This window comes from Collinsella aerofaciens (genome assembly GCF_005845035.1).
GTDB lineage: Bacteria > Actinomycetota > Coriobacteriia > Coriobacteriales > Coriobacteriaceae > Collinsella > Collinsella aerofaciens_I.
Genome location: NZ_SPFO01000026.1, coordinates 2,602 through 27,030, shown reverse-complemented (window position 1 = coordinate 27,030; position 24,429 = coordinate 2,602). Strand labels below are relative to the sequence as shown.

Sequence of the window (24,429 nt, the reverse complement as noted above, 5' to 3'; positions counted from 1 at the left end):
ATGACCAGGATGTCCCGGATGCCCGCCAGCATGAGGGTGGACAGCGGGTAGTAGATCATGGGCTTGTCGTAGACCGGCAGCAGCTGCTTGGAGGTCACGAGCGTGAGCGGGTACAGGCGCGTGCCGGACCCGCCGGCGAGGATGATGCCTTTCATAACATAACTCCTTAAAAAATAAAGCAGCCAGACATTGCATGCTTGCGGCAACGTTAACTTAAAGGTCTACGTTGCCGCAAGTATGCATCCATCACATTAAAACTATAGTATCAGTCATATAGGCGAACGACTCTATCCGTCAGTTTTGACCAGTCCCTCTCCTCCGCAGTCTTCAATCCCCCGTCATACAGCGTCTTACGAAGACCGTGATCATTAACGATGCGATTAATGCAGCTCACCGCAGCATCAATATCTCCCCGGTCATAAAGCAAGCAATTCAATCCGTCGCGAAGGAACTCTGCATTACCTCCATTGGGAACAGCAACAACAAAGCCGCCGGTCGCCATCATCTCCAGCGGGGGATATGAAAAACTTTCGAGAATGCTTGTCTTCAATAAAATATGACACTGGTTATAGATGTCTGATATTTGATCATGCGGTACTCTACCGAGGAAATTATCAATACGGTACCAAGGCTTCTTTTTACCAGTGTAGTTCATGTACCAAATCTCATATCTTTCAGAGTCAAGCCTTTCCACTACCCTGAAAGCTTCATCAACATTTTTATAATCAGAACCGCAATCCCCCTCAATTAGAATCCTAATTTTGGGCAAAGAAAAATCGCGCACAGAATGAGGGAACGCAGCAAGGTCAAGTCCGTTTGGCACAGACTTACAATCCTGACCGAACCTGTCCTGAAGCCATTCCTCACACCAAGGCGAAATTGTCAAATAGTCAATATCATTATTCAAATACGTGGCATTTGCTTGAAGGCGCAGCCTATCTCCTGGAAGATAAAAATCGGTCTCCAGATTCTGGACCAAGTACTTTTTCTTACCAATACGTGGATAGCGCCTAACAAAATCAAGAGTGTCCCAAAGGGTTGCAACTGCGGTATCAATTGCACCCGACAAAGGACATTTATCGAGCTTACCGCTAGGAACGACACGATTAAGAACAGGAATACGATGTCCGAAAACTTCAAGCCACTTTGTTGAATCATCAGTATTAAGCAACAATACATCAACGCCAGCGTCTTGAAGAATGCACAGATGCCTAAGGGCGACTAAGACACCACCGCTAGTATTCACGCTCGGCATGACCATTGCGAGATTGGGAGATTGTTCTTTTACAATAATATCTCGGATTGCTTTAGCAGCCGAAACAGTAGTGCAGTGCTCATGGCAGTATAAATATGCAGATTCGCCGACGCTCTTCCTAAGATCAGAATCTAATATCAGACGATTGAGGGCAGCACACCAGTCCTCAACACAATCGCAGAGAAATCCAGTAACGCCATCCTGAATCATCTTCTTAAAGGCGCCAACATTGCTAGCAACCGTAGGAACCTTAACAAGCGATGATTCAATCCATTTATTCTCGGATTTAGCTCGATTGAATAGAGTATTCTCCAAAGGAGCGATATTGATATCACAGGAAGCTATATAATTTGGAAGCCGACGCCAATCGCAAAATGGGAACGTGACAATACGTTTAGAAAATGGCATCAAGTCATCAGGAACATCGAGTTCCCCGCCCACCATCAGGGTGACGTTGTGATGAGTCTCCATTACCTTAGATAATGCTGGGAGCACTGAATTGAAATCTGCATTATGGGTAATGCTTCCGCTAAAATAGCCGATTCTGATTTCCTGAGTTTTCTGTTTTTCATCCCTTCGCTCAACCGCTCGCTTATAGGGAACCCTATCCTCGGGCAAGACGCTTGAGCTTTGCAAGCTGGGGAGTACATCTCGACGATAGATAGCAATATTCGAATAATCAATCATCGATTCAGATGCTACATTTCTATTTATATAGACCCTGGGAACATATTTTTTTAGTTCTTCCGCCATACCCTCAGTAGTAGTGATAGCGCAATCGCAAAGCTTCAGTGTTTCACCCATTCGCCTGACTCCATCGTCATAGCAAGACTTATCATGAGCAGTCATTGCATTAACGAACGGAATAGAATCGGTATAAGCAGTGTCGATAACCAAATCATCAATGTCATAAATAACACGCTTATTGAGTTTTTTTGCCTGCCTAATTAAAGATTCAACTTCATCACTTAGGGGACAACGGAAAATAATAAAAGTACGCGCATGCCTAAGAATATCCTTTTCCATCTCCCAGGCATTAACCTTTTGGACCGTTAAGCCGGCAGCCTCAAGTTCCTCAATCTGATGATCGACACGGTACCTAATAGGATGCGGAACGGAATAATCACATCCATTAATAAAAATAACATCAAAAAAAGAATTGTCTTGGCGAGAGCCAAAATCAAATCGAGGCCTATGCATTGAGAGTACATGGGAGACCTTCTTGGGGACGTTATAAAAGCCCTCTTCTTTAACGGTGTAACCAATGCCCTCAAGAAGGTTCAACATGAAACACTAACTCCTAAAACGCAGAAAGAATTGAAATAAAGTCAACAAATAGAATAGTACTCATTATCAATGAAGAACCAAGCAAGACATGTCCTTCAGAACTTGATTTTATCGGTCGCAAGATATTCAACAGAACCGGAAGGACCAGTGGGAATAAATATCGTCCTTGGACCCCCATGATAATATCTTCACGCTTATCAACAGTAAGAGTCCAGTTCCTCATCGTCATAACAATCAGGAAGAAATTGACGAATACAACAGCAATCATTACAAAGCGATCCGTACTGCAGAATAATTTTTTATTATTCTCATCGTTATAAAACAGAACAACGGACTGAAGAATGATGTAAAGCCAAAAACAAAATGGCCAAACATTAATCGAAAGAGCGCCAAGATTGTAACCTGCATAGGTTTGAACCCAGAATGGCCCCATCTCCCAAATAGACTTAATAAAGACCTTTGCGCAATGCAGCGGCGCTCGCATCAAATCAAAAGAATCTGGCATGAAACTACCATGATAAAGAGACACGAACGCACAGCTCGCAACAAAAGCTATCGCAAAGAAGGAAAAGATGAACTTTATATAGCTGTCTGTTCCTTTAAGTTTTTTCCAGTGAATAAGATTCAAGAGTACCAACGGGAAAAACATTATCTTTGAAAGAAGCAGTAAAACGGATAGCAGTATTAACGCCAGCAGAGATCGATATGAGTACAACGAGTCCGCATAAATCTTAACAACTACAGCAACGTACAAAATGGCAACAATGTTTGCGACAGAATCAGCCGAAACAGACGCTTCCTGCTGCAATAAAATGGGATTTAGTAAAAAAATCAAAACAGCATTTTTACCAACTGGCATCAGTTTGATTATCCAATAAGCCGCGAAGCAATATATTAATCCAGCGCACACGCGCGAAACTGAAAGGGCCACAAAGGCATTGAAACCCGTTTGCTGCGCAAATCCTAGAATTACTCCCGGAATTAAATAAAGATGAGGGTAATAGCTCCCCAAATACGTATGGCACACAAAGACGCTAGACCAATCGGTAGGCTGAGTCATTGCATTAAAATAATCTGCGTACGATGAAGGAAACTGACCCAATTGGAAGCAAGAGACAACATCAAAGCCATTGCCGTTACGAGACAATAAGGCGGCCGCCTGCCAAATATGAGAAGCCTCGTCTGGAACATTAGCGGGCAGCATGAAAAGGCCAAAAGCAGTTACAGCGGGCACACCAATCACCACAAAGCAAATTGCGGGATTGTGCTGCTCTTTAATTAATAATAGGACACCAACGAACAAGCAGGCGATTAAGGGCAGAGCCGAGAGCCATAGCCCAGGCAATCCGATAGCGCTGGCTTTAAAGGCGCAATAGTAGAAAAATCCCAAGCAAAGAGAGAGTGCAGCTATAAGTGGATAAACGATAAACGTCAGAGCTTTTCGATAACTATCAGATAGTTTCAGATGACCAGTAAAGGTATCTAGATTCATAACTCTACAACTCCGTCTCGATAAATGTTCAACTTACGCCGGCATTGTTGCAGCGTCATAAAGAATTGCTTCTCATGCTAAGCGAATACAGGCTACAGACTATTGGAGCAAACCACTTGGGCCAGAATTTTTGAAGCATAGTTTCATCCTCCGACCTCCTTGTATCATCTTTAATCAACGCCGTGGTCTCAGAGCCTTCATGAATTCGATGAAACATTAAAACCTCGGGAGAATAAACGAAAGATCCGTCGATTTTCGAGAATCTTTCCCATGCCTCCCAGTCCAAGTCACATTTCATGTCTGTCATAAATAACGGTGTCTGTAAGATGCTTAGATTAAATGTCACAGAAGGACAGCAGATGGCGGAACCGAACCTCAGGATATCCCTTTTATCCTTAACCGATGAAAGAGCGCCGTGGCGAGCAAACTTACGAAGTAAAATTCTCTTAATTTTCAGAATAAGGAGGTTTTCTTCATATACGCCATTTCTTATCTCACCATAATTAGAAAAGAAGATTAAAGGTCGATCCGCTTCTTTCATAGCCCGCAGCATAGTTTCCGTATAACTAGAGCTATAGATATCATCCTGATGAGCTATAGTCACAAGCTTTGTATTTGAATTCGCAATAGCACAATTCCAGTCATGAGATATGCTAGGCGACCCCTCGTTAACAATTACCGGAATCGAATAATTAGACGCTATACGATCAATATAGGAATTAGGAGTTGACGTCGATATAAGGATATTACTTCGGGTGCTTTGGTTCACTAAAGAATCTAAACAGTCAGACAAGTACGGAGACTCGCCGTATGCGCACAATACAAATGTATGATCTTTTGCCAAGCACATGGCATTACTCCCTATTTTTTGATTCAAGCTCTTTTTCAAGCAATGCAATTCGTTGAGTTAAGTTAGCAATTGCAGAAGATTGTTTACTTGACAGACATGCCATAGAAAGAACAATGCATATCAAAAATAAAAACCCTAAGACAAAAACAAAATTGGCTGGAGTCTGAAAACCAAATAAACTTGAAATGAAGTAAAGAGGTTGCGGAAAGAGGCCGCATACCAACAAAACCAATGCAAGAACAATCCAAAGAAGTGAATACTTGAGCTGAAGGCTATCCTTTAATACAAGACGCAGCACAAAACAAAGCAAAACTAAACAAGCAGTAATGACACCAAACTGTAAGGAAATATGCATAACAACCCGTCCTAATTCGAGAATGAAGAGATGATAATCGCCAAAGTAACCTTTATCATGTAATAAATGCTACTAAAACCAGAAATTGACGACTTTCCCCCCTGTCGTTCTTTCATTACGACAGGCACTTCTGTAACGCGAAGGCCCTTAACCATAGCCGCAACAGCAGAATCCGGCTCCGGATAGTCTACGGGATATTTTTTACAGAACAGATCTATGGCCTTAGATCCACATGCGCGAAAACCAGAAGTGGGGTCGCTAACACGAACGTGAGTTGTAAGATGAATTACCGCAGAGAGCCATCTAATTCCAAGACGCCTCAAGAAGGTTGACTTGAAGCCTTCAGATTCCTCAAGAAATCGCGATCCGATAACTAAATCAGACCCATTATTTATTTCATCAAGCAAGCGCGATATGTAATGGGCGTCATGCTGCCCATCACCATCAACTTGGATGTCTACATCATAGCCAAAGCGTTTGGCATATTTGTGTCCGGCTTGAACCGCGCCTCCAATGCCAAGATTCTGCGGTAAATCCAGGACATTAACCCCCGCATCGCGACAAACACGCAAAGTGTCATCAGTGGAGCCATCGTTAATAACTACATAATCGTATCCAGCTTCCTCCACAGAAGAAACCGTATCTAAAATGTTCGCCTCTTCATTAAAAGCTGGGATGATAACCAGCGCTCTTAATTCATGCATCATCTGAATCCTCAGTACAGAATATCAATCAAACAGCCCAAGTCGAACTGAAAAACCCTATCGAAACAAGGAGAGCGAATTTACAGTTCGGATGTGACAGATTGCTTCGCCTTCCGATTTAATAGGTTAATTATACAAAGGAAGGAAAATAATAATCCAAAACCGTATGCCACCAAGATAATGATATTGATGACATTTGCATCAGAAGCAAATACCGGATTCACAAAACAATAACGAGAAAGAAACACGGCCAACGCTAACGAAGCGGCACCAGAAATCGTGCCAATAATCGGTTTCCCAAATGCAATAAAGACATCAATAGTGAAAAAGTTCAAACCAGTGAATGCGGTAGCAACGAGTGCCAACGGAAGATAATCTGAGTGAAGGCCAACTTCTTTGCCATAAATAGCAGTAAGCACAGGTTCGCCTATGAAAGCACTAGCCATGGCACACATCGCCGTCAAAACGAATACGGAAACGAGCATCTTAATAAATACTAAGCGTAATCGGTGAGTTTCGTTTTCTCGCCACATTGCCGAAATAGGTCCAAGCAGGGGGGCATATAGATAAGATACGAGAGCCTGAATTACGGCAGTCGGAGTGGCAACGGCGGCATAAAAACCCAACGCCTCATTTCCATAGGAAAGGCCATAGAACTGTCTTGTTACGCTAACAACAGCCGTGCACGCAAGAGATGCAACAAAACCGGGAAAGCAGATACGCGACAATTTGATAAGGGAAGTAAAATCAAAATCAGGTATAACGGCACAAAACCGTTTTGTCATTCTAAAATCATATGTAAGCACAACAGCTATGGTAACAAAAGCCATTGAAGCAACGGCTATTACCAAGTTATCAAATAGCAACAAGCACAACGAAAAGGAGACTAGAACTCCTACGCCACGAACTATTTGAGAGATAGCCGCAATGTCCAATCTGTTGTTTACCTGATCCACACCGTGAAGAACATCGACAAATGAATCACCAGCTTTAAATAGGCAATAAACAGCAACAACTGCCCAATCGTTGAATGCAACAGAGACTAAACAATAGAAGAAGCAAATTACACAGGCAAGTATTGTTGCAACGATTCTATGAGCGATAAAATTCCCAGTCGTAAAATCAGAATAGCTCTCAGAAACCTGAACGGGGCGCGCTCTAAGCAAAACAATGGTCGCAAAAATATTACCAACAGACATAGCCACAGCAAGGCTACCAGACATGCTAATGTCGGAACCAAGTGTCACCACAAGAACAGTAATCAGCCAGTTGCAAATCAAATACGCCATCGAGCCGACGCTGTTCCAAACAAGACTCTGCTCAACAGAGAGTTCTTTCGTTTTTCTATTAGACACAATCACTCCAGCAGTGGATCATCAGGCCTTGTTGAATAAAAACAAAACGCGAAGAAGTAAATCAGAAATCAAAGTAGGTCGCAGACGCTTTGGGAAAAATGCTTTCCTAAGTCTTGAAATAATCCCATCATCATTGGTGAAAATATCAAGCTCATGTTTCTGCTCAAAACTAAGCTCATCATAAAACACCGCAGAAAAATGGCTTAACTTTTTACTCTCATCTTTCGATCTATCACCAAATAGCTCGTCCTTAAAATAGGTCTTTAAAAGATCAAAATAACGATTATCTCCAGACGTGACCGCAGAGGAATGACGAACATGTGAAGCCGTACAGACGGAATCAAACAATACCTTTCCAAATGCCGAAGCACACCGAATCAGCCAGCGATCATGCATTTCATTCCCTGGATCTACCTCAAGAATAAAGGCCCTGCAGGCAAGGCGATTAAATACTATCGTGAAGCCTAGTCCGGGAGTATAAAACAAGGTGTTATGAAAAGAGAGGTACTTGTCCTGCGGAGCCGACTCGCGTATCGTCTCGCCATCTTCGTTTACATATGAAAAGGAAGAAAAGTAGACAGTCGGCACCTTGTCTCCACTATTTTCAATTGCCCTGACTGCCCGTTCAATTTTATCAGTCTTCCAAATATCATCCTGATCGGCAAATGCATAGTAGTCATATTCGGGAACCCGTTTGATAATTTCATAAAAACTATTTGGGCACCCAAGATTACCGATTGAATCTTGAATTAAATGAATGCTGGAGTTTGACCGACAGTACCATTGTGCAATTTCAACAGTTTCATCCGTTGAACCATCATCACGAATATAGACGGAGCAATTAGGCCAAGTTTGCTCCAAGATACTATCAAGCTGTTTGGCCAAATACTTTCCGCCGTTATATGTGGGTAAAACAATGCAAACAGACTTGTCTTTGATTTTATCCATAATCCTATTTATTTCTTTGCGAGGCACGATATTTAAGAAATGCGGGAATCAACCCGCTGATCACTTTATAACGAAGCTGAGGAAAAGGCCTGGTTAGGAAATTAAAAGTCCGCCAAGCAAGAAAATAAGCGCCCCAACCATCTTCATCTTTCGCGTCCTTCCAGAACGTTTCTGATAAATAAAAGTGATACTCATTATTGAAGCGATGAGTATTCCCCCGCCGCCATGGCCTCTCTTCGCCGAGATAATGGACAACGATGGGCTTCGATCTTGCGGTATTAAAACTGTTTTCATCCGAAAAGCCCGGCATTAACGAGTTTAAGAATATAAACGGATAGTAGTCAAAGATATTGGAATAATTGAACGCAGGGGATAAACTGCAAATCTTATCTTTAAGTACTGCATTTAGAGCATCTTGATCATTCGCAAACAAGCGTCCTGAGCGGCGCTCGCAATAATCCAATAATTGATCTTCGCAACAAGTTGATCTCCATTGCTTTAAATCAACGAGCAACACGCCAGCATTGTGGTACAGACAGCCATTTAAGTCTAAATCATTAAGTCGAGATGGGCCGACCGTTGGCTCGGGAACCATTCCAACCACGCAACCCTTAAGATCTTGATTCCAAAGAAGAGCAATATCCCCAAGAACAATCGTATCGCCATCGAGGTAAATAACTCTTTCGATCTCATTAGGTAGAAAATGTGCCATCAAAAGCCTAGCAAGAACTATTTCATTCCATCCCGATGTATCAAAATCAAACCCGAGAGCATCTTTGAAGTTCGAAATATCATAAAATACAAGGTTTTGGTTGTATTCGGTCACCATCTCCTGGAGCAAACGCTGGTTATCCTCTGTAATGCCATTAGAGAAGACATGAAAAGTAATGTCTTGAATACCGGAATGATTTGAAACAACCGAGCAAATATTGGCGGCCAACTGTGGGACAAAATTGTTATCAACCGTATAAAGCAAATTCATGATTACCAAACTTCACCTTAATTCACCCAATAGAAATTAATGATGACGACTTAATGAAAGGGGCCGAAACGAAATCCTTACACAAAGGATAAAGTCTAGCACGGTTTGCCTCTTTCAAATAACTTGCAACTAAGGAGGGTGAATTGAGGGGACTACAACCCCATCAATTCACCCTCCTACTCCATTAGCGTTGGTATATAGGCAAATTTGATCTATATTTAGCTTTTCTCAACCAGTCTAACCTCAAGCGCCTCCAGATGCAGAGCCTCACCAGTTGTACCGGCGCACTCTCCCGATTTAACCCAGTCTAGCCAACCCTTGCTTTGCACATGCGCCCTATAGACTACGTCATAATGCTTGGCGAGATCGCCCGTCAATTTTATTTCAACGGCCTCGATGGATAGAGACTTCCCTGTAGTGCCGGCAACCTTGCCATTCTTGACCCACTTTTGCCAGCCGATATTCTGAACGTGAGCTCGATATTCGATGTTACCTGAATACCCAAGATCGGGTCTGCTGATCTTCAACGCCTCAACAGCTAGATTACGACCAGTTGTACCAGCGGTCGTGCCTTCGTAAACCGGCTGCTGCCAGCCAAGGTTTGAGACATGCGCCTTGATTGAAAACGACCTCTGAATAGAAGGTTGACTTGTATCCCCAGGAGCGGGCGAGCCCTTTTCAACTAAAACGACCTGAAATGCCTCTAGCCTCAAAACGAAACCGGTCGTTCCGGCAACTTGATCATTGCAGGCCCAACCGAGCCATCCCTTATCCTGAACGTGAGCTCGATAATAAACGTCATAGTGATTGGCCATCTCACCAGTCAGGCGAATCAGAATAGCCTGGACAGACTTGCTCTGGCCGGTAGTACCAGAAACTTTCCCCTCCTTCACATAGCCCTGCCAGCCATAATCGGAAACATGTGTCCTGTACTCCAATGCACCATCATAGGGAGCATTCTGCAGATTGAGAGTAATAGCCTCGACGGCTTTTGACTGCCCAACGGTACCGGAAGCATTTCCACCCTTGGAGGCCGATTGCCAGCCGTCATTTGAAACATGCGAAGTTGCCAAGACGTCAAGAGGGCCTCGTGACACCTTAACAACATCATAGCCCGACTCGCCCTTCTTGAAATAAGTCAGAGCACCGCTATTGTGCGAATAGATAGCAAAGTCGTAATTTGCCGAAGCAAGTATGGAATCCGAAAACTCTACGAGATAGCAAGAGTCTCCCTGTTTGCAAAGGGATCTGATAGCAGCATCCGTGTCTTCGGTAATCGGAGAAGCAAACCAATCCATAATGGAATAATCGATGACGGCACCCGGCTTCAAGGCCTCGGCCTTTGTGGAATTCCAAAGTCCACCAGCAGCATCGGCACTGGCCGAGTTATACGTACTAGACCCATAACCAGACAGACCGATCTCCGGATTAAAGAAGAGGATCAGCTCTGCAGCGACGGAAGAATCGACATCGGTAATGCCAAGACGGTCAAGCTGTTCCTGCTTTTGGGGATACATACCCGTCGGTGTGTTTGGATGCCCCTTGTAATAATACAAATAGTCATCGCCATAGATAACTTCGGTCAAGTTGGCATAGTCGTCAAAATTCTGCTCGTAAGAAACGTACGTTCCAAGCAGCATCATTACCTTTTTGCCCTGCTGAGTCGCCGCATCAAAATAGCCATCGTTAAAGTTGTACAGCGCCTTAAACGCTTGGACTGTATCCTCTCCCCTATTCTGCAGGCTCGTAAGCATGCCCGAAACATTCACCTTCTTAACGCCGGGATCGGACGCGATCTTATTCGCAAAGGCATTATCGTCACCACTCGTAAACAGATTCGTTCGAGTCATCCACCACTGAGTGCCAGGCTCAATACTCAGCACGGCATACATAGAATCCCAGTGATCGTGATAATCGCTATACGACTTTGAGACCTCACCGGTTTCGTATTCCTTATTCTTGGCGGCGTTCCATAAAGTAATCAGCTCCGCTTGCTTAGAATCTGGATCCTTAACGTCAAAGGCTTCGTTGGTAAAGACATACGTGGCGGATCCATCGGACAACAGCCGAATGGAGTATTGGCCTGCGGGAATCTTGTTGGCGTAAATCATCCTATGGATCAACGAACAGGTGATGTCATTGATATACAGATTGAACTTTGCCTTGGGATTGATCTTGTAGAGAGCAGCGACATAATCCGCGAACGCCTGATAGCTCGAACTAGAAGCATTCTCCTCATGAGTCAGATACGGAAGACCGTACATCCCGGATGGAAGCGAGTTCCAGTTATAGGCACTTGGACGATCGAGCATTACAATTGACGGAACGGTCGTTCCAGCAGAAGAGGTACTGATATCCCAGAAAGATAGCGAATAGAGAACAACGGGGAAAGAAGCACTCAAAGGGGCAAGGTTGTACTCACTCGCAGAAATGCCAATTGACTGATGGTCCTCTTGAACGATGTTTCCGTTCTTCAAATACTGCAACGTAACGTCAAACGGACCATAATCGCTAAATTCAATTTCACTGGAGCTAGAGCCCAGATCTCCGAGTGCAATCGTGCTTGAGACGGAACGGGTGACCCTCCCTCCATACGACATGGAGCCTGCCACCTTTATCGAATCAGCGATCCCGAGTCGTTTTATATCCTCGATCTGCGGAATATTCAGGGTTACTTTAGTCGTCTCCCCAACCTGAGAAAGAGAGCAATTAAAGACATATGGGACATAGGCACCAGCAGTATCGCCGGGCGCCGCGTCACCCTTTTTTACAATGACGATCTGTATTGCTTCAACGGCATAAGACCAACCGGTGGTTCCCGCAGTCGACCCATTTGAAGTCCATCCAAGCCAGCCGAAATTAGAAGCATGAACGCGATAATACAGGTCATAAGAAGCCGCCCTGTTGCCCGTCAGCTTGAGCTCGACGGCTTCAATCTGAAGGCCCTTTCCCGTTGTGCCGGAGACGGCTCCATTAGAAACCCAATCCTGCCAGCCTTCATTTTGAACATGAGAGCGGTATTCGATACCAAGGTCTTCTGAATTAGGGAGGGAAACCCTGAGTGCTTCAAGCCTACGGGACTGGCCTGTTGTGCCAGAGGTCGAGCCATTCGATGTAAACGTCGGCTCCCAACCAATGCCTGAAATGTGAGATTTATAGCTGACGTCCGGGGCCGCCTCTTTGGGCTCCACGGTAGCATCAATCGAAGGCGCCGTTTCATCGGCTACAGCAGCAGTTTGATCCGAGGGGTCGGATTGGGTCTCTGGAACGGATTCATATTCGTTGGAACCAACATTTTGATCTGCCCAACAAGCCAAAGGGCTCAAAAGCAGCATCGTCATGAAGCAGGAAATCAGAACAATAAATGCTCTAAATTGCCTTTTCAAAAGAATCGCCTCCTAGATAGACGGTCGTCAATAACCATACTATCGGGAGTTAGCTTCATTAATGTCACCAATTAGGTGAACGAAGAAAAAGGAGCCTAATCCAACGGCAAGGGCCCTTTCCTGTTGCCAAGACTACGGCAACAGGAAAGGGCCCTCTAACAAGCTCTCACCGCTTACGGGAATAGTTAGTAGATTACCACCTTGGTAGCAAGGGGCACGTTATCCCAAATCCATTTAGCGCGATCAATGGGCAAACGCACGCAGCCTTGTGAAACATGCATTCCCATTCGGCTGTCCATGGGATTAAAAGTTCCCTGGTAGTACGGTATTGAATGGAACAGATAGTCACCGTAAAACTGCGTGTAGTAGTAGCAGGTATACCCATGTCCAAACGAGTAGCCCTTGCCGGTGACGGTATACTCACCCGTAGGCGTTGGAGTACTAGGGGCGCCGGTAGAGCAAGTCCAGTATTGAGCGTAACTCCACGACCCGCGCTGTCCACGAAAAACTCCAAGGCGGCATGCTTGCCTGTCAACCATAATGAGCCAGCTTGTGCTGCTCGAATATCTATTAGCTCGATTAAGCATAGTCATCATATCTGCCGGCAACAAGGGCTGGTCAGTAAACGGACGCGCAGTAGAACCGGGAGCACCAGCGCCCTTGGGAGCAATCTTCACTTGAACAGACTCGACTCTGCAGCCTATCCTAGACGTACCCGCAGGCTGCCCATTTGAGGTCCAGTCGAGCCACCCAAAGTCTTGGCAATATGCTCGATACCAAACATCAAAGTAGTTCGATAAATCACCGGTCAACTTAATCTTAAGAGCCTCGATACGCTTTGCGCAGCCTACTGTGCCAGCGACATTCCCATTGGAAGTCCAACCTTGCCAGCCCACATCCTGTACATGGGCGGAGTACTCAATACCGCCTGATACGCTACTGGAGACATTCAACTTCAGCGCCTCAATAGCAAGCGATCTGCCGGTTGTGCCCGCAACACCACCGTTGCCAACGGGATTCATCCAACCAAGCGTGGCGACATGCGCCTGGAGCGTTAGAGCTGGAGCAGAGATAAATGCGGGCGCAGACGATGAGCCAGGATTCCCGCCCTTCGCGACAAGCTTAATTTGGACAGCTTCTATCTGGATATTTAACCCGGTAGTTCCAGCGGAATCGCTGGAACTGGCCCAACCCAACCAACCATAACCAGCCGAATGAACTCGATAGTAGATGTCATACTGATTCGCGAGGGGACCATTAATGCGCAGCTCAAGAGCCTGAATGGCCAACCCTTGTCCAACGGTCCCAACATAACCGGCAGACCGCCATTCCTGCCAACCAATATTGGCAACATGGGCTCGTGCCTCAATAAGAGAGCCATCATCCACACCGGCCAGCGACACATTCAGAGCTTGAAGCGAAAGCGATTTTCCCGTTGTGCCGGCATCCTGCCCATCTAAAACAGATGGAGACCACCCACGATTAGCGGAATGGGCCTGATAAACAACATGAGTGCAATCGGCGGAAGTATCGGAAACAAACGCTCCGTCCGTTACTCCGGGCGCGCCACTGCCTTTACCGATAATCTTTACTTCGACAGCCTTAAGAAATGAACCCGGTATCGTTGCTCCCGCATCCGCGCCATTACACGCCCAACCAAGCCATCCTTTTTTGGAGTCAAAACACCGATACCAAACGTCATAGGCATTAGACAAATCACCAGTAAGAGTCAATCTCACAGCCTTTAAAACACGCCCATCGTTTTTAGAGGTAAGCGCAGCGCCGTCAGAAACAACGCCGCTCCATCCATTAAATTCATAGCAGCCTGAATAACCGATTGAACCTGAAGTCTCTTGATTATCAAACGAGATAGAAAGCGAGGTCAAAGGTTCAGAGCCACTCTCAGAACCCATTAAAATCGTTTTACCCTGCACAGTGCCCAAGCTATTGCCATTAAGGCTATACGAACTGCCACTCAGAACATCCGTAGCTCCAATGAAATGGTTCAACGTATCGCCGGGAGCAGAGCCGCCCTTTTCAACCAACAAAACCTGAATACCCTGAATGGCAGCACCTTTCCCCACCGAGCCCGCAGGAGACCCATTGGACGTCCAGCCCAGCCATCCGCCCAATTTGGGAGCATACACACGGTACCAAATGTCGTAAGTTGCAGATATCTCGTCATTCAGCTTAAACTGAACGGCCTCAATGGACCGAGACTGCCCGGTCGTGCCAACAGTACCTGAAGACCAGCTTTGCCAACCAATGCCAGAGACGTGCGCGCGAGAGGAAATAGAGCCTCCGTGACCATACCAATTAACACTAAGCGACAGTCCCTCAATTGCATTTGTTGAGTCAATGACCCCCGATGTCTTTCCGTTCGCGACAACACCCATCCATCCAACATTGGAGACATGAGATCGATAGGAAACGGTAGGCGGTTCCTGGGAATGGTCCCTAAAGGCATCGCCTCGCGCTGGCGCATCTTGAGCATTTTTTGGAAGCACCTTTATCTGAATAGCTTCGACCTGATAAGCATAGCCCTGTGTTCCAGCAGGCTCACCATTCGAGGCCCAGCCAAGCCAACCAACATTTGCAGAATGAACGCGATACCAAATGTCATACGATTCAGAAAGACCGCCCGACAAAGATAGCTTGATCGCCTCGATGGCTCGCGACTGTCCAACTGTTCCAGATGTCTGCCCGTTACCCACCGGCTGAGACTCCCAGCCGATCCCGGAAATATGAGATTGGACCGAAATGCTGTCACTCCCCAAAGGGGTGCCATCTTGTGAAAGCAGATTGATCTTTAGGGCTTCGACGCGCTTAGCACGACCTGTTGTACCAGCCGTCATTCCATTTGAAACGGGAGTTTGCCAGCCAATATCCTGTACATGAGTCTGGTATGAAACAGAGCCAAAGACAGCGGATACATCATTTTCGGGTTTCGGCGAATCAGTCGCATTGGAAGCAGACTCGCTAGAAACGGATGAGGGTGAATCATTGTCTGGCACAGTCGACTGCTCGACTTCAGCCCCCTGTTGTTCGTCATTTAAGACGAAGTCCTCGTCTTCTGAGCTGCCGGCGGCATTAACGGAATAATCAGTAGATTTCGGCTGTACCGGTAAAGAATCAGCCCAGACAGAAAGGGGCGTCAGAAGACACTGAAGAATCAGTAATGGCGTCATTGCCGTTGCTAGCAGTCGTTGCGTCTTTTTCATCCGACTCCCCCATCAATCGACCATCTTTAGCATCATTATTTATCGTTTCGGCAATTGCTTAAATAACGAAAACGTGAATGGCACTTAAATAGAAACGAACGGACCGTTGCAAAACGGCCCGTTCGTTTTAACCAGAGTAACTGCTAAAACCCGTGCGAAAACATGACTTTCGATCAGCTATGCAAGCGGCACGTTGTCATACCAACCCCACTTTGGCTTATATGAGGTGGAATAATAATCCAGCCAGTACGCCATATCGAGCGTCCTGATCTGACCGACATTATCCATAACCTGGTTATTGCCAATATAGAGACAAACGTGACCGTAAATGCTGCCCATGCGGGTATGCGTATGCGAAGGAACGGCAATGACCATTCCGACTTTCAGCTGAGAATAGTCGGTGAATTTACAATAATCCCAGTAGTAATCGCAGGCATCTGTATGGACGTTCCTAAATCCGGCACGCTCGTAGATATCTGCAATCCACTCGGAGCACAATCCCGGGCCAGGAGACGGTACCTGTCGGGCAAGATCTACAATCTTCTTCTGCATGGGATTTGCAAATGCAGAAGGCTGCCCAAGCAAACACGGCGAAACGGTGCTCCCGGGGGCATTGGCGCCCTTCCTTGTAAGTCGAACTTGGACAGCTTGGACATGCATCCCATAGCCAGTGCTACCGGCAACGGCACCATTTTTAGTCCAACCAAGCCAACCGACATTATCAACATGGACCCTATACCAAACATCAAAATAGGTTGCCAAGTCACCAGAAAGAGAAATTTTAATAGCCTCAACCGAATTAGTTTCAGCAGTAGACGAAAGCTGCTCCCCGTTTGTCTTGCCAGAAGTCCAGCCAACATTCGAAAGATGCAGTTGATATTTAATCCCGCCGGCAACAGATGAAGTAGTTTTAGCCGAAAACCCGGTGATGGAAATTCCCTGACCAGTTGTACCGGACACCTCTCCGGCCGAGACAGAATTCTGCCAAGCGCCTTTCACCTGAGAGGAATATGTCACCGAAGGTATTTCAAGATGGGAATATCCCGATGTATCAGGATGGGAAGCACCCTTCTTAATGAGCTTAATCTGAACAGCCTCGAGAGAGCACGACATACCGGTGGTGCCGGCCTCCTCGCCGTCCTTGGCCCAGGCCATCCAGCCGATGTTGGAGGCGTGCACGCGGTAGTAGACGTCGTAGTCCTTGGCGAGGGAGCCCGTGAGCCTCAGGCGCACGGCCTCGACGGCGCGGCCCTGGCCGGTGGTGCCGCCCTCGGAGGCCGAGGGGGTGTCCCAGCCCTGCCAGCCGACGCCACTTACATTGGCGTTAATTTGCACAGAGCCATCTTCAACGGGATTCAAGATGCTGACCTTAAGATCCTCCACTGATTTAGACTGCCCCGTTGTGCCAGCCGTAGATCCGTCGCGCTTGCTGCTCATCCAGCCAATATTCGAGACATGCGCCTCATACTGAATATGCATCTTGCTGTCATCTACGTTGAGAAGAGAACCGTTGAAGCAGTAGTTCATGTCACAGCGTCCGTTGACGCCCGGGACATTGCCACTGCTTGAATACTGCCAGAAACTGTAGCTGCCAGCATAATCGCAACGCCAATTATATTGAGCGACCCAATGGTCATAACCGCTCAACGACGGAGAATTCAGGTAGTTGTTAAGCCAGTTAAGGTTCGCATAGATACCCGACTTAAAGCCAACGGCCTCCATACGGTTGCAAAAAGCCTGCGCAATCTGGGTAAGCTTATCCTTGCTGAAATCCGGATCTTGCAAGATATAGCTATCCTCAAGATCATAATAAACGGGAAGCGACGGATGATGGCCGCCGAGCCAAGCAAGTGTCCTGTCGGCCTCTTTATTGGCATCCTCTACAGAACGGGCGTAGGAGTAGTAATACACGCCATAAGGAATGCCGAGGCGTTCACATTCAGCAGCGTTCCTTTCAAAAGAATCGTCAGGTTTTCCGTAAACCGGACCGACCTTGAGAATGGCAAAATCAATCCCCGCGGCCTTAACCTTATTCCAATCAACAGTTCCTTGATGATTGCTGACATCGATGCCGCGCGCAACAGCGCCATTGGGCAAAGGATCGTCAGTTAAAGACTGCGCATCGATGTCGCCATTGTCAGAATCGATAAGCACGCCGTTTTCGAAACGCCAAGAGTTCGGTTCCAAAGAGTCGGCTTCGCAGGAATTCATTTCAGTGGAATCATCGGTTGGGGCTTCACCGTTTGACTCGTCAACACGAGACTCTTCGATGCCAATTCCAGGCTGTTCGCCTGAATCAGAGTCTACACCCCCATCAGGACGAGCAGCATTTGCATCGTCACCATACCATTCGGTTACACCCTGAGAACCCGAGGCATCGTCCTGCGCTCCCTGAGAGCTTGCACCTTGAGATTCGTACTCGTTCGATGTTTGCGAGACCGACTGCGAAGCAGCGGCGGCCTGGACCGACAGCGCATACGCGCTGTAAGGCTGAATGATTTGCGACCAGCCCATCAATAGCGTACAAACCAAAGCAGCAGACGCTTTAAGACGTTTCATGCATATCCCCCGAGACAGTAACCACAGATAAAGAAACGAATACTAGCTATATTACCGCACTTCCATACAGGCATTTAAAGCTTAGGAAAGCACCAGTTAGCACACAGTCAAAAAGAGGCGCTCCTGCAACGGAGCGCCTCAACAGACTCTATGCGAAAGGCCTAGCGGCACCGATTACACGACCTGGAGCATTGACCGAGCGCTCGGTCACACCGATCCCAGGCCACGAATCAATGATTCGACCGTTTCCGATATAGATTCCAATATGGCCCTGGTAGTAGACCACATCTCCCCTCTGCATAGCAGAAGTGCTAACCGGCATAAACGTGTTGTTGCGATACCAATTCATGGAGTTGTAGGTTTGCTCGGGCAACCAACGATGGTTATACGGGTTATACCAACCCATATCCATGCCAGTCGCATACAGACATTGCAGCACTAAGCCCGAACAATCAACCGCATCCCCCGGCCAAGAAGACCAAGGCTCGATATAACGCGTCCCGATATATTCACGAGCACGCTGGACGAATGCGTTGATGCAATCCTGTCGCGAAGCGTTGTAAGGAATTCGAGAAGGCGTGACATACGTAAAGTAACCGGTGCAATACGAAGGAAGCTGCACGCTATTGCAACTAACCTTTGGATAAGATCCCGGGGTCTGATACCCCATATAACGATAGGTCTCAAAATACGAATCAGACGTAGAGCCTGGTGCGGAAGCGCCCTTGGGAACAATCTTTACCTGTAATGCCTGAACAGGAATGCCAAGCTTCGTGGTGCCCGCCGGTGATCCATTTTTGGTCCAGCCAAGCCATCCGTAATTTGACACGTGGACGCGATACCAGACATCAAAGTAATTCGAAACGTCACCAGTCAAATTAATCTTCACAGCTTGGATTTGTTGTCCCTGTCCAATGGTTCCCGCTGTGGCTCCATCTGAGACAGCAGATTGCCAGCCGATATTGGATACGTGGGCGGAATACGAAATGCCACCGTTCATGGAACTATCGGAAAGGGACAGTTGCATTGCCTCCATGGCACGGTTCTGCCCAACCGTTCCGGCAACACCGCCATTGCCAACAGACGCTTGCCAGCCAAGACCGGAGCAATTTGCCTTAGCGGATAGCCCAGGAAGCTGGATCAACGCAGCATAATCTTGAACGGGAGCGTCGGACGAACCCTTGGCAACCAACTTAATTTGAATTGCCTCGGCCTGCTTAGACAGCCCAACGGTGCCAGCTGCGGCGTCATTTTTAGCCCAACCAAGCCAACCATAATCCGCCGCATGAATACGGTAGTAAATATTGTATTTTGACGAGTCGTTGCCAGTGAGCCTTAATTTAACCGCCTGAATTGCGAGGCCCTTGCCAACAGTGCCAGCATAGGAAGCACCCGAAACGTATGGCTGCCAACCGATATTCGCAACGTGTGCTGACACTTCAACGGAGGCATCGATGCCCTGCGTCGAAATATACAACGCCTGCAGAGAACGAGACATTCCCGTCTGGCCGGCAGTTTCGCCATTGCCAACGGGAGCCAACCAGCCCGCAGAAGCAACGTGCGCCTGGGATACAAGACCGATTCCCGACGTTTCGGTAAATGCATTACCGGTAGAACCAGGGGCAGGTTGACCCTTACGAACAAGTGCAACATCTATGCCGCACAAACCGGAAGAACCACCAGAAACGCCACATGCCTGACCATTTGACGTCCAGCCCGTCCAGCCATTACCGGAATCGTATACTCGATACCAAATGTCATAATTGGAAGCAAACTGGCCGCTCAGCGACATTTTTATCGCTTTAATGGGTGCGCCGGATACCGCCTTGGCGGCGCCGCCATCCGATTCGGAAGCACCCCAGCCTGAATATGCATCCATAACGGCATAGGAAATTGACCCGTCATCAGTTTGGCCTGCAACGCTTAAGGCAATGGAGTTCAGCAGTTTGGCGCCCTTGCCTCCAATCGTAGCCTTTTGACCAGAAGATAAGCCAAGACTCTCCCCAGAAACGGCGGATCCGGAAACCGCAACAGCATCTAGATCGCCGATAAAGACCTTGCTCGAAGAGCCAGGCGCTGCTCCGCCTTTCTCCACAAGGATTACCTTTACCGCTTCGATAGCCTTGCCTTTACCGGCAGAACCAGCGGCAGCTCCATTACAAGCCCAATCGAGCCAGCCTATACCCGAGACATGAGCACAGTACCAAATGTCATATTTTTCAGCTGCCTCACCGGTTAGACGAATCTGAACGGCTTCGAGACGCTGAGACTTACCAGTCGTTCCACAGTGCCCCTCAGACCACTGTTGCCAGCCGACATTAGAAACATGGCCACGAAGCTCAATGGAGCCCGAGTGACCATACCAGCCAAGCTGAGCCTCAAGCGCCTCCATGGGGAGGCCCCTACCAGTTGTCCCGGCAACAGATCCGCCGCCTACGGGCGACATCCAACCAATATTCGACGTATGTGAGCGAACAGTGATTGAGGCAGGTTCATCGCTACGGCTCTTAAAAGGACAGGCGGTGTCGCCCGGGGCGGGGTCGCCCTTGGGCAGGACCGCGACCTGGACGGCCTGGACGGCGCGGCCGTAGCCCGCCGAGCCGGCGTCGGCGCCGTCGCACGCCCAGCCCAGCCAGCCGAACTCGGCGGAGTGGACGCGGTACCAGACGGTGTAGCGGGCCGACAGCTCCCCGGACAGCCTGACCCTCAGGGCCTCGACGGCGCGGGACTGGCCGGTCGTGCCGGCGGTGCCGCCGTTGCCGACGGCGGCCTGCCAGCCGACGTTGGAGACGTGGGCCTCGACGGATATGGCATTTGCAATCTGTTCTTGAGAGGTGGCTCCATCCACTTCAAGTGAGATTTTTAGTGCCTCAAGATTCAAGCCCCTACCCGTGGTTCCGGCAACCTTACCCGAACTAACCGGATCCATCCAGCCAATATTCTGCACATGGGCAGAAACACTAACGTTTTTGACGGTGAGCTGATCGTTGGAGGCAGAATCAGCGGCAGCGGCTTCGTTAGTCTCCCCCGATAAGACCTGCTGCGCGTCTTGAGGCTCGCTATCTACGGAGCCAGCATCCGATTCTTGCCCCCCAGAGATAGGCTCAGCTTGATTGGAAGTAGAGCCTTCAAGATGAAAGCTGTTTGAATCATCAGATCCGTCAATTGAATAATCGGCATATGCAGCAGTCACGGCCCATGATTGACTCATGAACAGCGCGATAACCACAAGTATAGAAACGGACACATCTAAGAGACGCTTCACGATTCCACCTTCCTTCGACTTCGACGGCGCCTATTTAATGACGACCGCCTGAGCTCCTCTTTGCGAGTATAGCGAAGCAATGCGCTGAGCTGAGTTAGAGACATAGCCAGCGAGTGAATCAGCAATGTAAACGGTACCTAGGGAGCGATTAAAGCCTCTTAAGACAACGGTGTGAGAGTTGGTATAGGTTCTATAAACCCTTCCGCCGTAAGCCTGAGTCGCATAGCAACTTCCCAGGTTTTGCATACCTATCGTTGACCAAATAATAACGGGATGTCCAGCTTCCAAGTACGAATAAAGGTCATAGAAACCAGTACCGGTCACATCGTAGGCTCGCAAACTACTACCACTGCTAATCAAGAAAGAATTCGCGGTGTTGGTCAGTCCGGGAGCAGATATGCAGTTTCCATTCGAAGCGCTATGAGGATTGCCCCAAAACGCCGTAACAAAATCCCAACTGCTCCTAGGCATATACGCGTCTGCAATGACGGTTTTACCCAAACCAAATCCGTAATAGTTAAGCGCATTGGTCAATGCAACGGACTCGCAGCCAGTCGGAAGCTCGGGGTTCTGCATTGTACAAGGGACGTTGAGAACAACCGAATTCGGATGCAATGGGCGGTCCCTGTACGCGCCGTCCGTCGGGCCCGGGGCCGCCGAGCCCTTCGCGAGGACGCGGACCTGGAGCGCCTCTACGCGGTAGCCGATGCCGGTCGTGCCGGCGCGGGCCCCGTCGATGGCCCAGCCGAGCCAGCCGTAGTCCTGCACGTAGGCGCGGTACCACACGTCGTAGTACTCGGAGAGGTCGCCGGTCAGGCGCATCTTCACGCACTCGACCGCCCTGCCCTGGCCGGTGGTGCCCGCCACGGCGCCGCCCGAGACCTCGTCCTGCCAGCCGACGCCGGAGACGTGGGCGCTGTAGGACAGGCCGCCGGAGACCGGCGAGGAGACCTCGGCGGCGATCGCCTCGACGGCGCGGGACTGGCCGGTCGTGCCGGCGGTGCCGCCGTTGCCGACGGCGGGCTGCCAGCCGACGCCGGAGACGTGGGCCCTGAGGCTGAGCGAGGGGACGGAGAGCTCGGCGGGGTCGCCCGTCGAGGGGGCGTCGCCGCCCTTCTCGACGAGGACGGCCTGGAGGGCCTCTGCCTGGACGCCGAGCCCCTCGGTGCCCGCGGCCTCGCCGTCCTTGGCCCAGCCGAGCCAGCCGTAGCCGGCCGCGTGGACGCGGTACCACACGTCGTAGCGCTCGGAGACGGGGCCGGAGAGGGACACCCTCACGGCCTGGACGGCGCGGCCCTGCCCCACCGTGCCGGCGTAGGAGGGGGCGGAGGCGGCGTCCTGCCAGCCGATGCCGGCCACGTGGGCCGCGACGGAGACGGAGCTCCCCTCGCCCGCCCCCTCGAGGGAGGCGCGCACGGCCTGGAGCGCGAGGCCCCTGCCGGTCGTGCCGACGTCCTCGCTGCCGCCCACCGCGGGCAGCCAGCCGCGCTCGGCGACATGGCCCTGCAGGACGAGCGACGGGCCGGAGGCGGCGCCGGAGACGTAGGCCCCCTCGGCCGGGCCGGGGGCGCCGGAGCCCTTCGCGACGAGGGCGACCTGAACGGCGGTGAGGCCCGAGGCGCCGGACTCGACGCCGGAGGGCTCGCCGGCGCTCGCCCAGCCGAGCCAGCCGCGCGCGGAGTCACAGGAGCGGTACCAGACGTCGTAGCGCTCCGCGAGGCCGCCGGACAGCTCGAAGCGGACGGCCTTGAGCTGGAGCCCGCCGCCCGAGGCGCCGAGCTGCGCCCCGTCGGAGCTGGTCTCCCCCTGCCAGCCGGAGCCCAGCAGCAGGCCGCGGTAGCAGACCGACCCGTCGGACTCGAGGTTGTCGACGGTCGCGGCGACGGAGCCCAGCACGGGCCCCCTCTCGGAGCCGAGCGTCAGGACCCCGCCCGAGAACGACGAGCCCGCCGGCGAGCCGGCGACGGAGATGGACGACCCGGACAGGCGCTCGCCGGCGCCGCGGAAGGCCCCGCCGGCCGGCCCCGGCGCGGCGCCGCCCTTGGGGACGAGCACGACCTGGACGGCCTGGACGGCCTTCGACAGGCCAACCGTGCCCGCGGACGCGCCGTCCTTGGCCCAGCCGAGCCAGCCGTAGTCGGAGCAGTGCACGCGGTACCAGACGTCGTAGGACGAGGCGGCCTCGCCGGAGAGCCTGAACTGGAGCGCCTCGACCGCTAGGGAGCGCCCGGTGGTGCCGGCGGTCCCCGAGGTCCAGCCCTGCCAGCCGACGTTCGAGACGTGGGCCCTCACCTCGAGGGAGGAGGATCCGTGCCCGTACCAGGAGACGGAGCCCGAGAGGGCCTCGAGGGCGCGGCCCTGCCCGGTGGTGCCGGCGACGGCGCCGTCCGAGACGGAGCCCTGCCAGCCGATGCCGGCGACGTGGGCGCGGTAGGAGACGGAGGGGGGCTCGGAGGACCTGTCAACGAACGGGGTGGCGGTATCGCCCGGGGCGGGGTCGCCCTTGGGCAGGACCGCGACCTGGACGGCCTGGACGGCGCGGCCGTAGCCCGCCGAGCCGGCGTCGGCGCCGTCGCACGCCCAGCCCAGCCAGCCGAACTCGGCGGAGTGGACGCGGTACCAGACGGTGTAGCGGGCCGACAGCTCCCCGGACAGCCTGACCCTCAGGGCCTCGACGGCGCGGGACTGGCCGGTCGTGCCGGCGGTGCCGCCGTTGCCGACGGCGGCCTGCCAGCCGACGTTGGAGACGTGGGCCTCGACGGATATGGCG

General features: G+C 50.1%; 14 protein-coding genes. All 14 read right to left on the bottom strand.

The window, feature by feature from the left end:
* On the bottom strand, positions 1-155 hold a 155-nt coding region (locus FGQ67_RS09375), incomplete at its 3' end, for a sugar phosphate nucleotidyltransferase (RefSeq protein ID WP_171025177.1).
* 110 nt (positions 156-265) lie between these two features.
* Positions 266-2,542 (bottom strand): glycosyltransferase, encoded by a 2,277-nt coding sequence (locus FGQ67_RS09370; protein ID WP_138341630.1) that lies wholly within the window; start codon positions 2,540-2,542, stop codon positions 266-268.
* Between the two features lie 13 nt (positions 2,543-2,555).
* Complete coding sequence (locus tag FGQ67_RS09365) at positions 2,556-4,034, bottom strand: DUF2142 domain-containing protein (RefSeq protein WP_138341628.1); 1,479 nt, start codon at positions 4,032-4,034, stop codon at positions 2,556-2,558.
* A gap of 55 nt (positions 4,035-4,089) precedes the next feature.
* The gene (locus FGQ67_RS09360; RefSeq protein ID WP_082222967.1) at positions 4,090-4,884 is read right to left on the bottom strand and encodes a glycosyltransferase family A protein; all 795 of its coding nucleotides are present in this window, start codon (positions 4,882-4,884) and stop codon (positions 4,090-4,092) included.
* Between the two features lie 4 nt (positions 4,885-4,888).
* Entirely contained in the window at positions 4,889-5,239 is a 351-nt protein-coding gene (locus FGQ67_RS09355; RefSeq protein ID WP_082222966.1) for a DUF2304 domain-containing protein, read from the bottom strand.
* An 11-nt stretch (positions 5,240-5,250) separates the two neighbouring features.
* Positions 5,251-5,946 carry a glycosyltransferase family 2 protein gene (locus tag FGQ67_RS09350; RefSeq protein WP_082222965.1) on the bottom strand — a complete coding sequence of 232 codons (696 nt, stop codon included), beginning with the start codon at positions 5,944-5,946 and terminating at the stop codon, positions 5,251-5,253.
* Positions 5,947-6,023: 77 nt separating this feature from the next.
* Complete coding sequence (locus FGQ67_RS09345) at positions 6,024-7,298, bottom strand: lipopolysaccharide biosynthesis protein (RefSeq protein ID WP_138341626.1); 1,275 nt, start codon at positions 7,296-7,298, stop codon at positions 6,024-6,026.
* 21 nt (positions 7,299-7,319) lie between these two features.
* Positions 7,320-8,246: a glycosyltransferase family 2 protein gene (locus tag FGQ67_RS09340; RefSeq protein WP_006236225.1), complete on the bottom strand. Its 927-nt coding sequence runs from the start codon at positions 8,244-8,246 to the stop codon at positions 7,320-7,322.
* A gap of 4 nt (positions 8,247-8,250) precedes the next feature.
* Positions 8,251-9,228 carry a glycosyltransferase family 8 protein gene (locus FGQ67_RS09335; RefSeq protein WP_115596199.1) on the bottom strand — a complete coding sequence of 326 codons (978 nt, stop codon included), beginning with the start codon at positions 9,226-9,228 and terminating at the stop codon, positions 8,251-8,253.
* Positions 9,229-9,446: 218 nt separating this feature from the next.
* Positions 9,447-12,614 carry a hypothetical protein gene (locus tag FGQ67_RS09330; RefSeq protein ID WP_171025293.1) on the bottom strand — a complete coding sequence of 1,056 codons (3,168 nt, stop codon included), beginning with the start codon at positions 12,612-12,614 and terminating at the stop codon, positions 9,447-9,449.
* A 185-nt stretch (positions 12,615-12,799) separates the two neighbouring features.
* Positions 12,800-15,835, bottom strand: a complete 3,036-nt coding sequence (locus FGQ67_RS09325; RefSeq protein WP_138341621.1) for a L,D-transpeptidase family protein — start codon at positions 15,833-15,835, stop codon at positions 12,800-12,802.
* A 177-nt stretch (positions 15,836-16,012) separates the two neighbouring features.
* Positions 16,013-18,394: a GH25 family lysozyme gene (locus FGQ67_RS09320; protein WP_138341619.1), complete on the bottom strand. Its 2,382-nt coding sequence runs from the start codon at positions 18,392-18,394 to the stop codon at positions 16,013-16,015.
* Between the two features lie 148 nt (positions 18,395-18,542).
* Complete coding sequence (locus FGQ67_RS09315) at positions 18,543-21,659, bottom strand: NlpC/P60 family protein (protein WP_138341617.1); 3,117 nt, start codon at positions 21,657-21,659, stop codon at positions 18,543-18,545.
* 30 nt (positions 21,660-21,689) lie between these two features.
* The coding region (locus FGQ67_RS09310) for a C39 family peptidase (RefSeq protein WP_171025292.1) at positions 21,690-24,429 on the bottom strand (2,740 nt) is incomplete at its 5' end.

Coding starts and splice junctions, on each gene's coding strand:
- FGQ67_RS09355 (WP_082222966.1), bottom strand. CDS start 5,239: ATGCATATTTCCTTACAGTTTGGTGTCATTACTGCTTGTTTAGTTTTG.
- FGQ67_RS09320 (WP_138341619.1), bottom strand. CDS start 18,394: ATGAAACGTCTTAAAGCGTCTGCTGCTTTGGTTTGTACGCTATTGATG.
- FGQ67_RS09370 (WP_138341630.1), bottom strand. CDS start 2,542: ATGTTGAACCTTCTTGAGGGCATTGGTTACACCGTTAAAGAAGAGGGC.
- FGQ67_RS09360 (WP_082222967.1), bottom strand. CDS start 4,884: ATGTGCTTGGCAAAAGATCATACATTTGTATTGTGCGCATACGGCGAG.
- FGQ67_RS09335 (WP_115596199.1), bottom strand. CDS start 9,228: ATGAATTTGCTTTATACGGTTGATAACAATTTTGTCCCACAGTTGGCC.
- FGQ67_RS09350 (WP_082222965.1), bottom strand. CDS start 5,946: ATGATGCATGAATTAAGAGCGCTGGTTATCATCCCAGCTTTTAATGAA.
- FGQ67_RS09340 (WP_006236225.1), bottom strand. CDS start 8,246: ATGGATAAAATCAAAGACAAGTCTGTTTGCATTGTTTTACCCACATAT.
- FGQ67_RS09365 (WP_138341628.1), bottom strand. CDS start 4,034: ATGAATCTAGATACCTTTACTGGTCATCTGAAACTATCTGATAGTTAT.
- FGQ67_RS09325 (WP_138341621.1), bottom strand. CDS start 15,835: ATGAAAAAGACGCAACGACTGCTAGCAACGGCAATGACGCCATTACTG.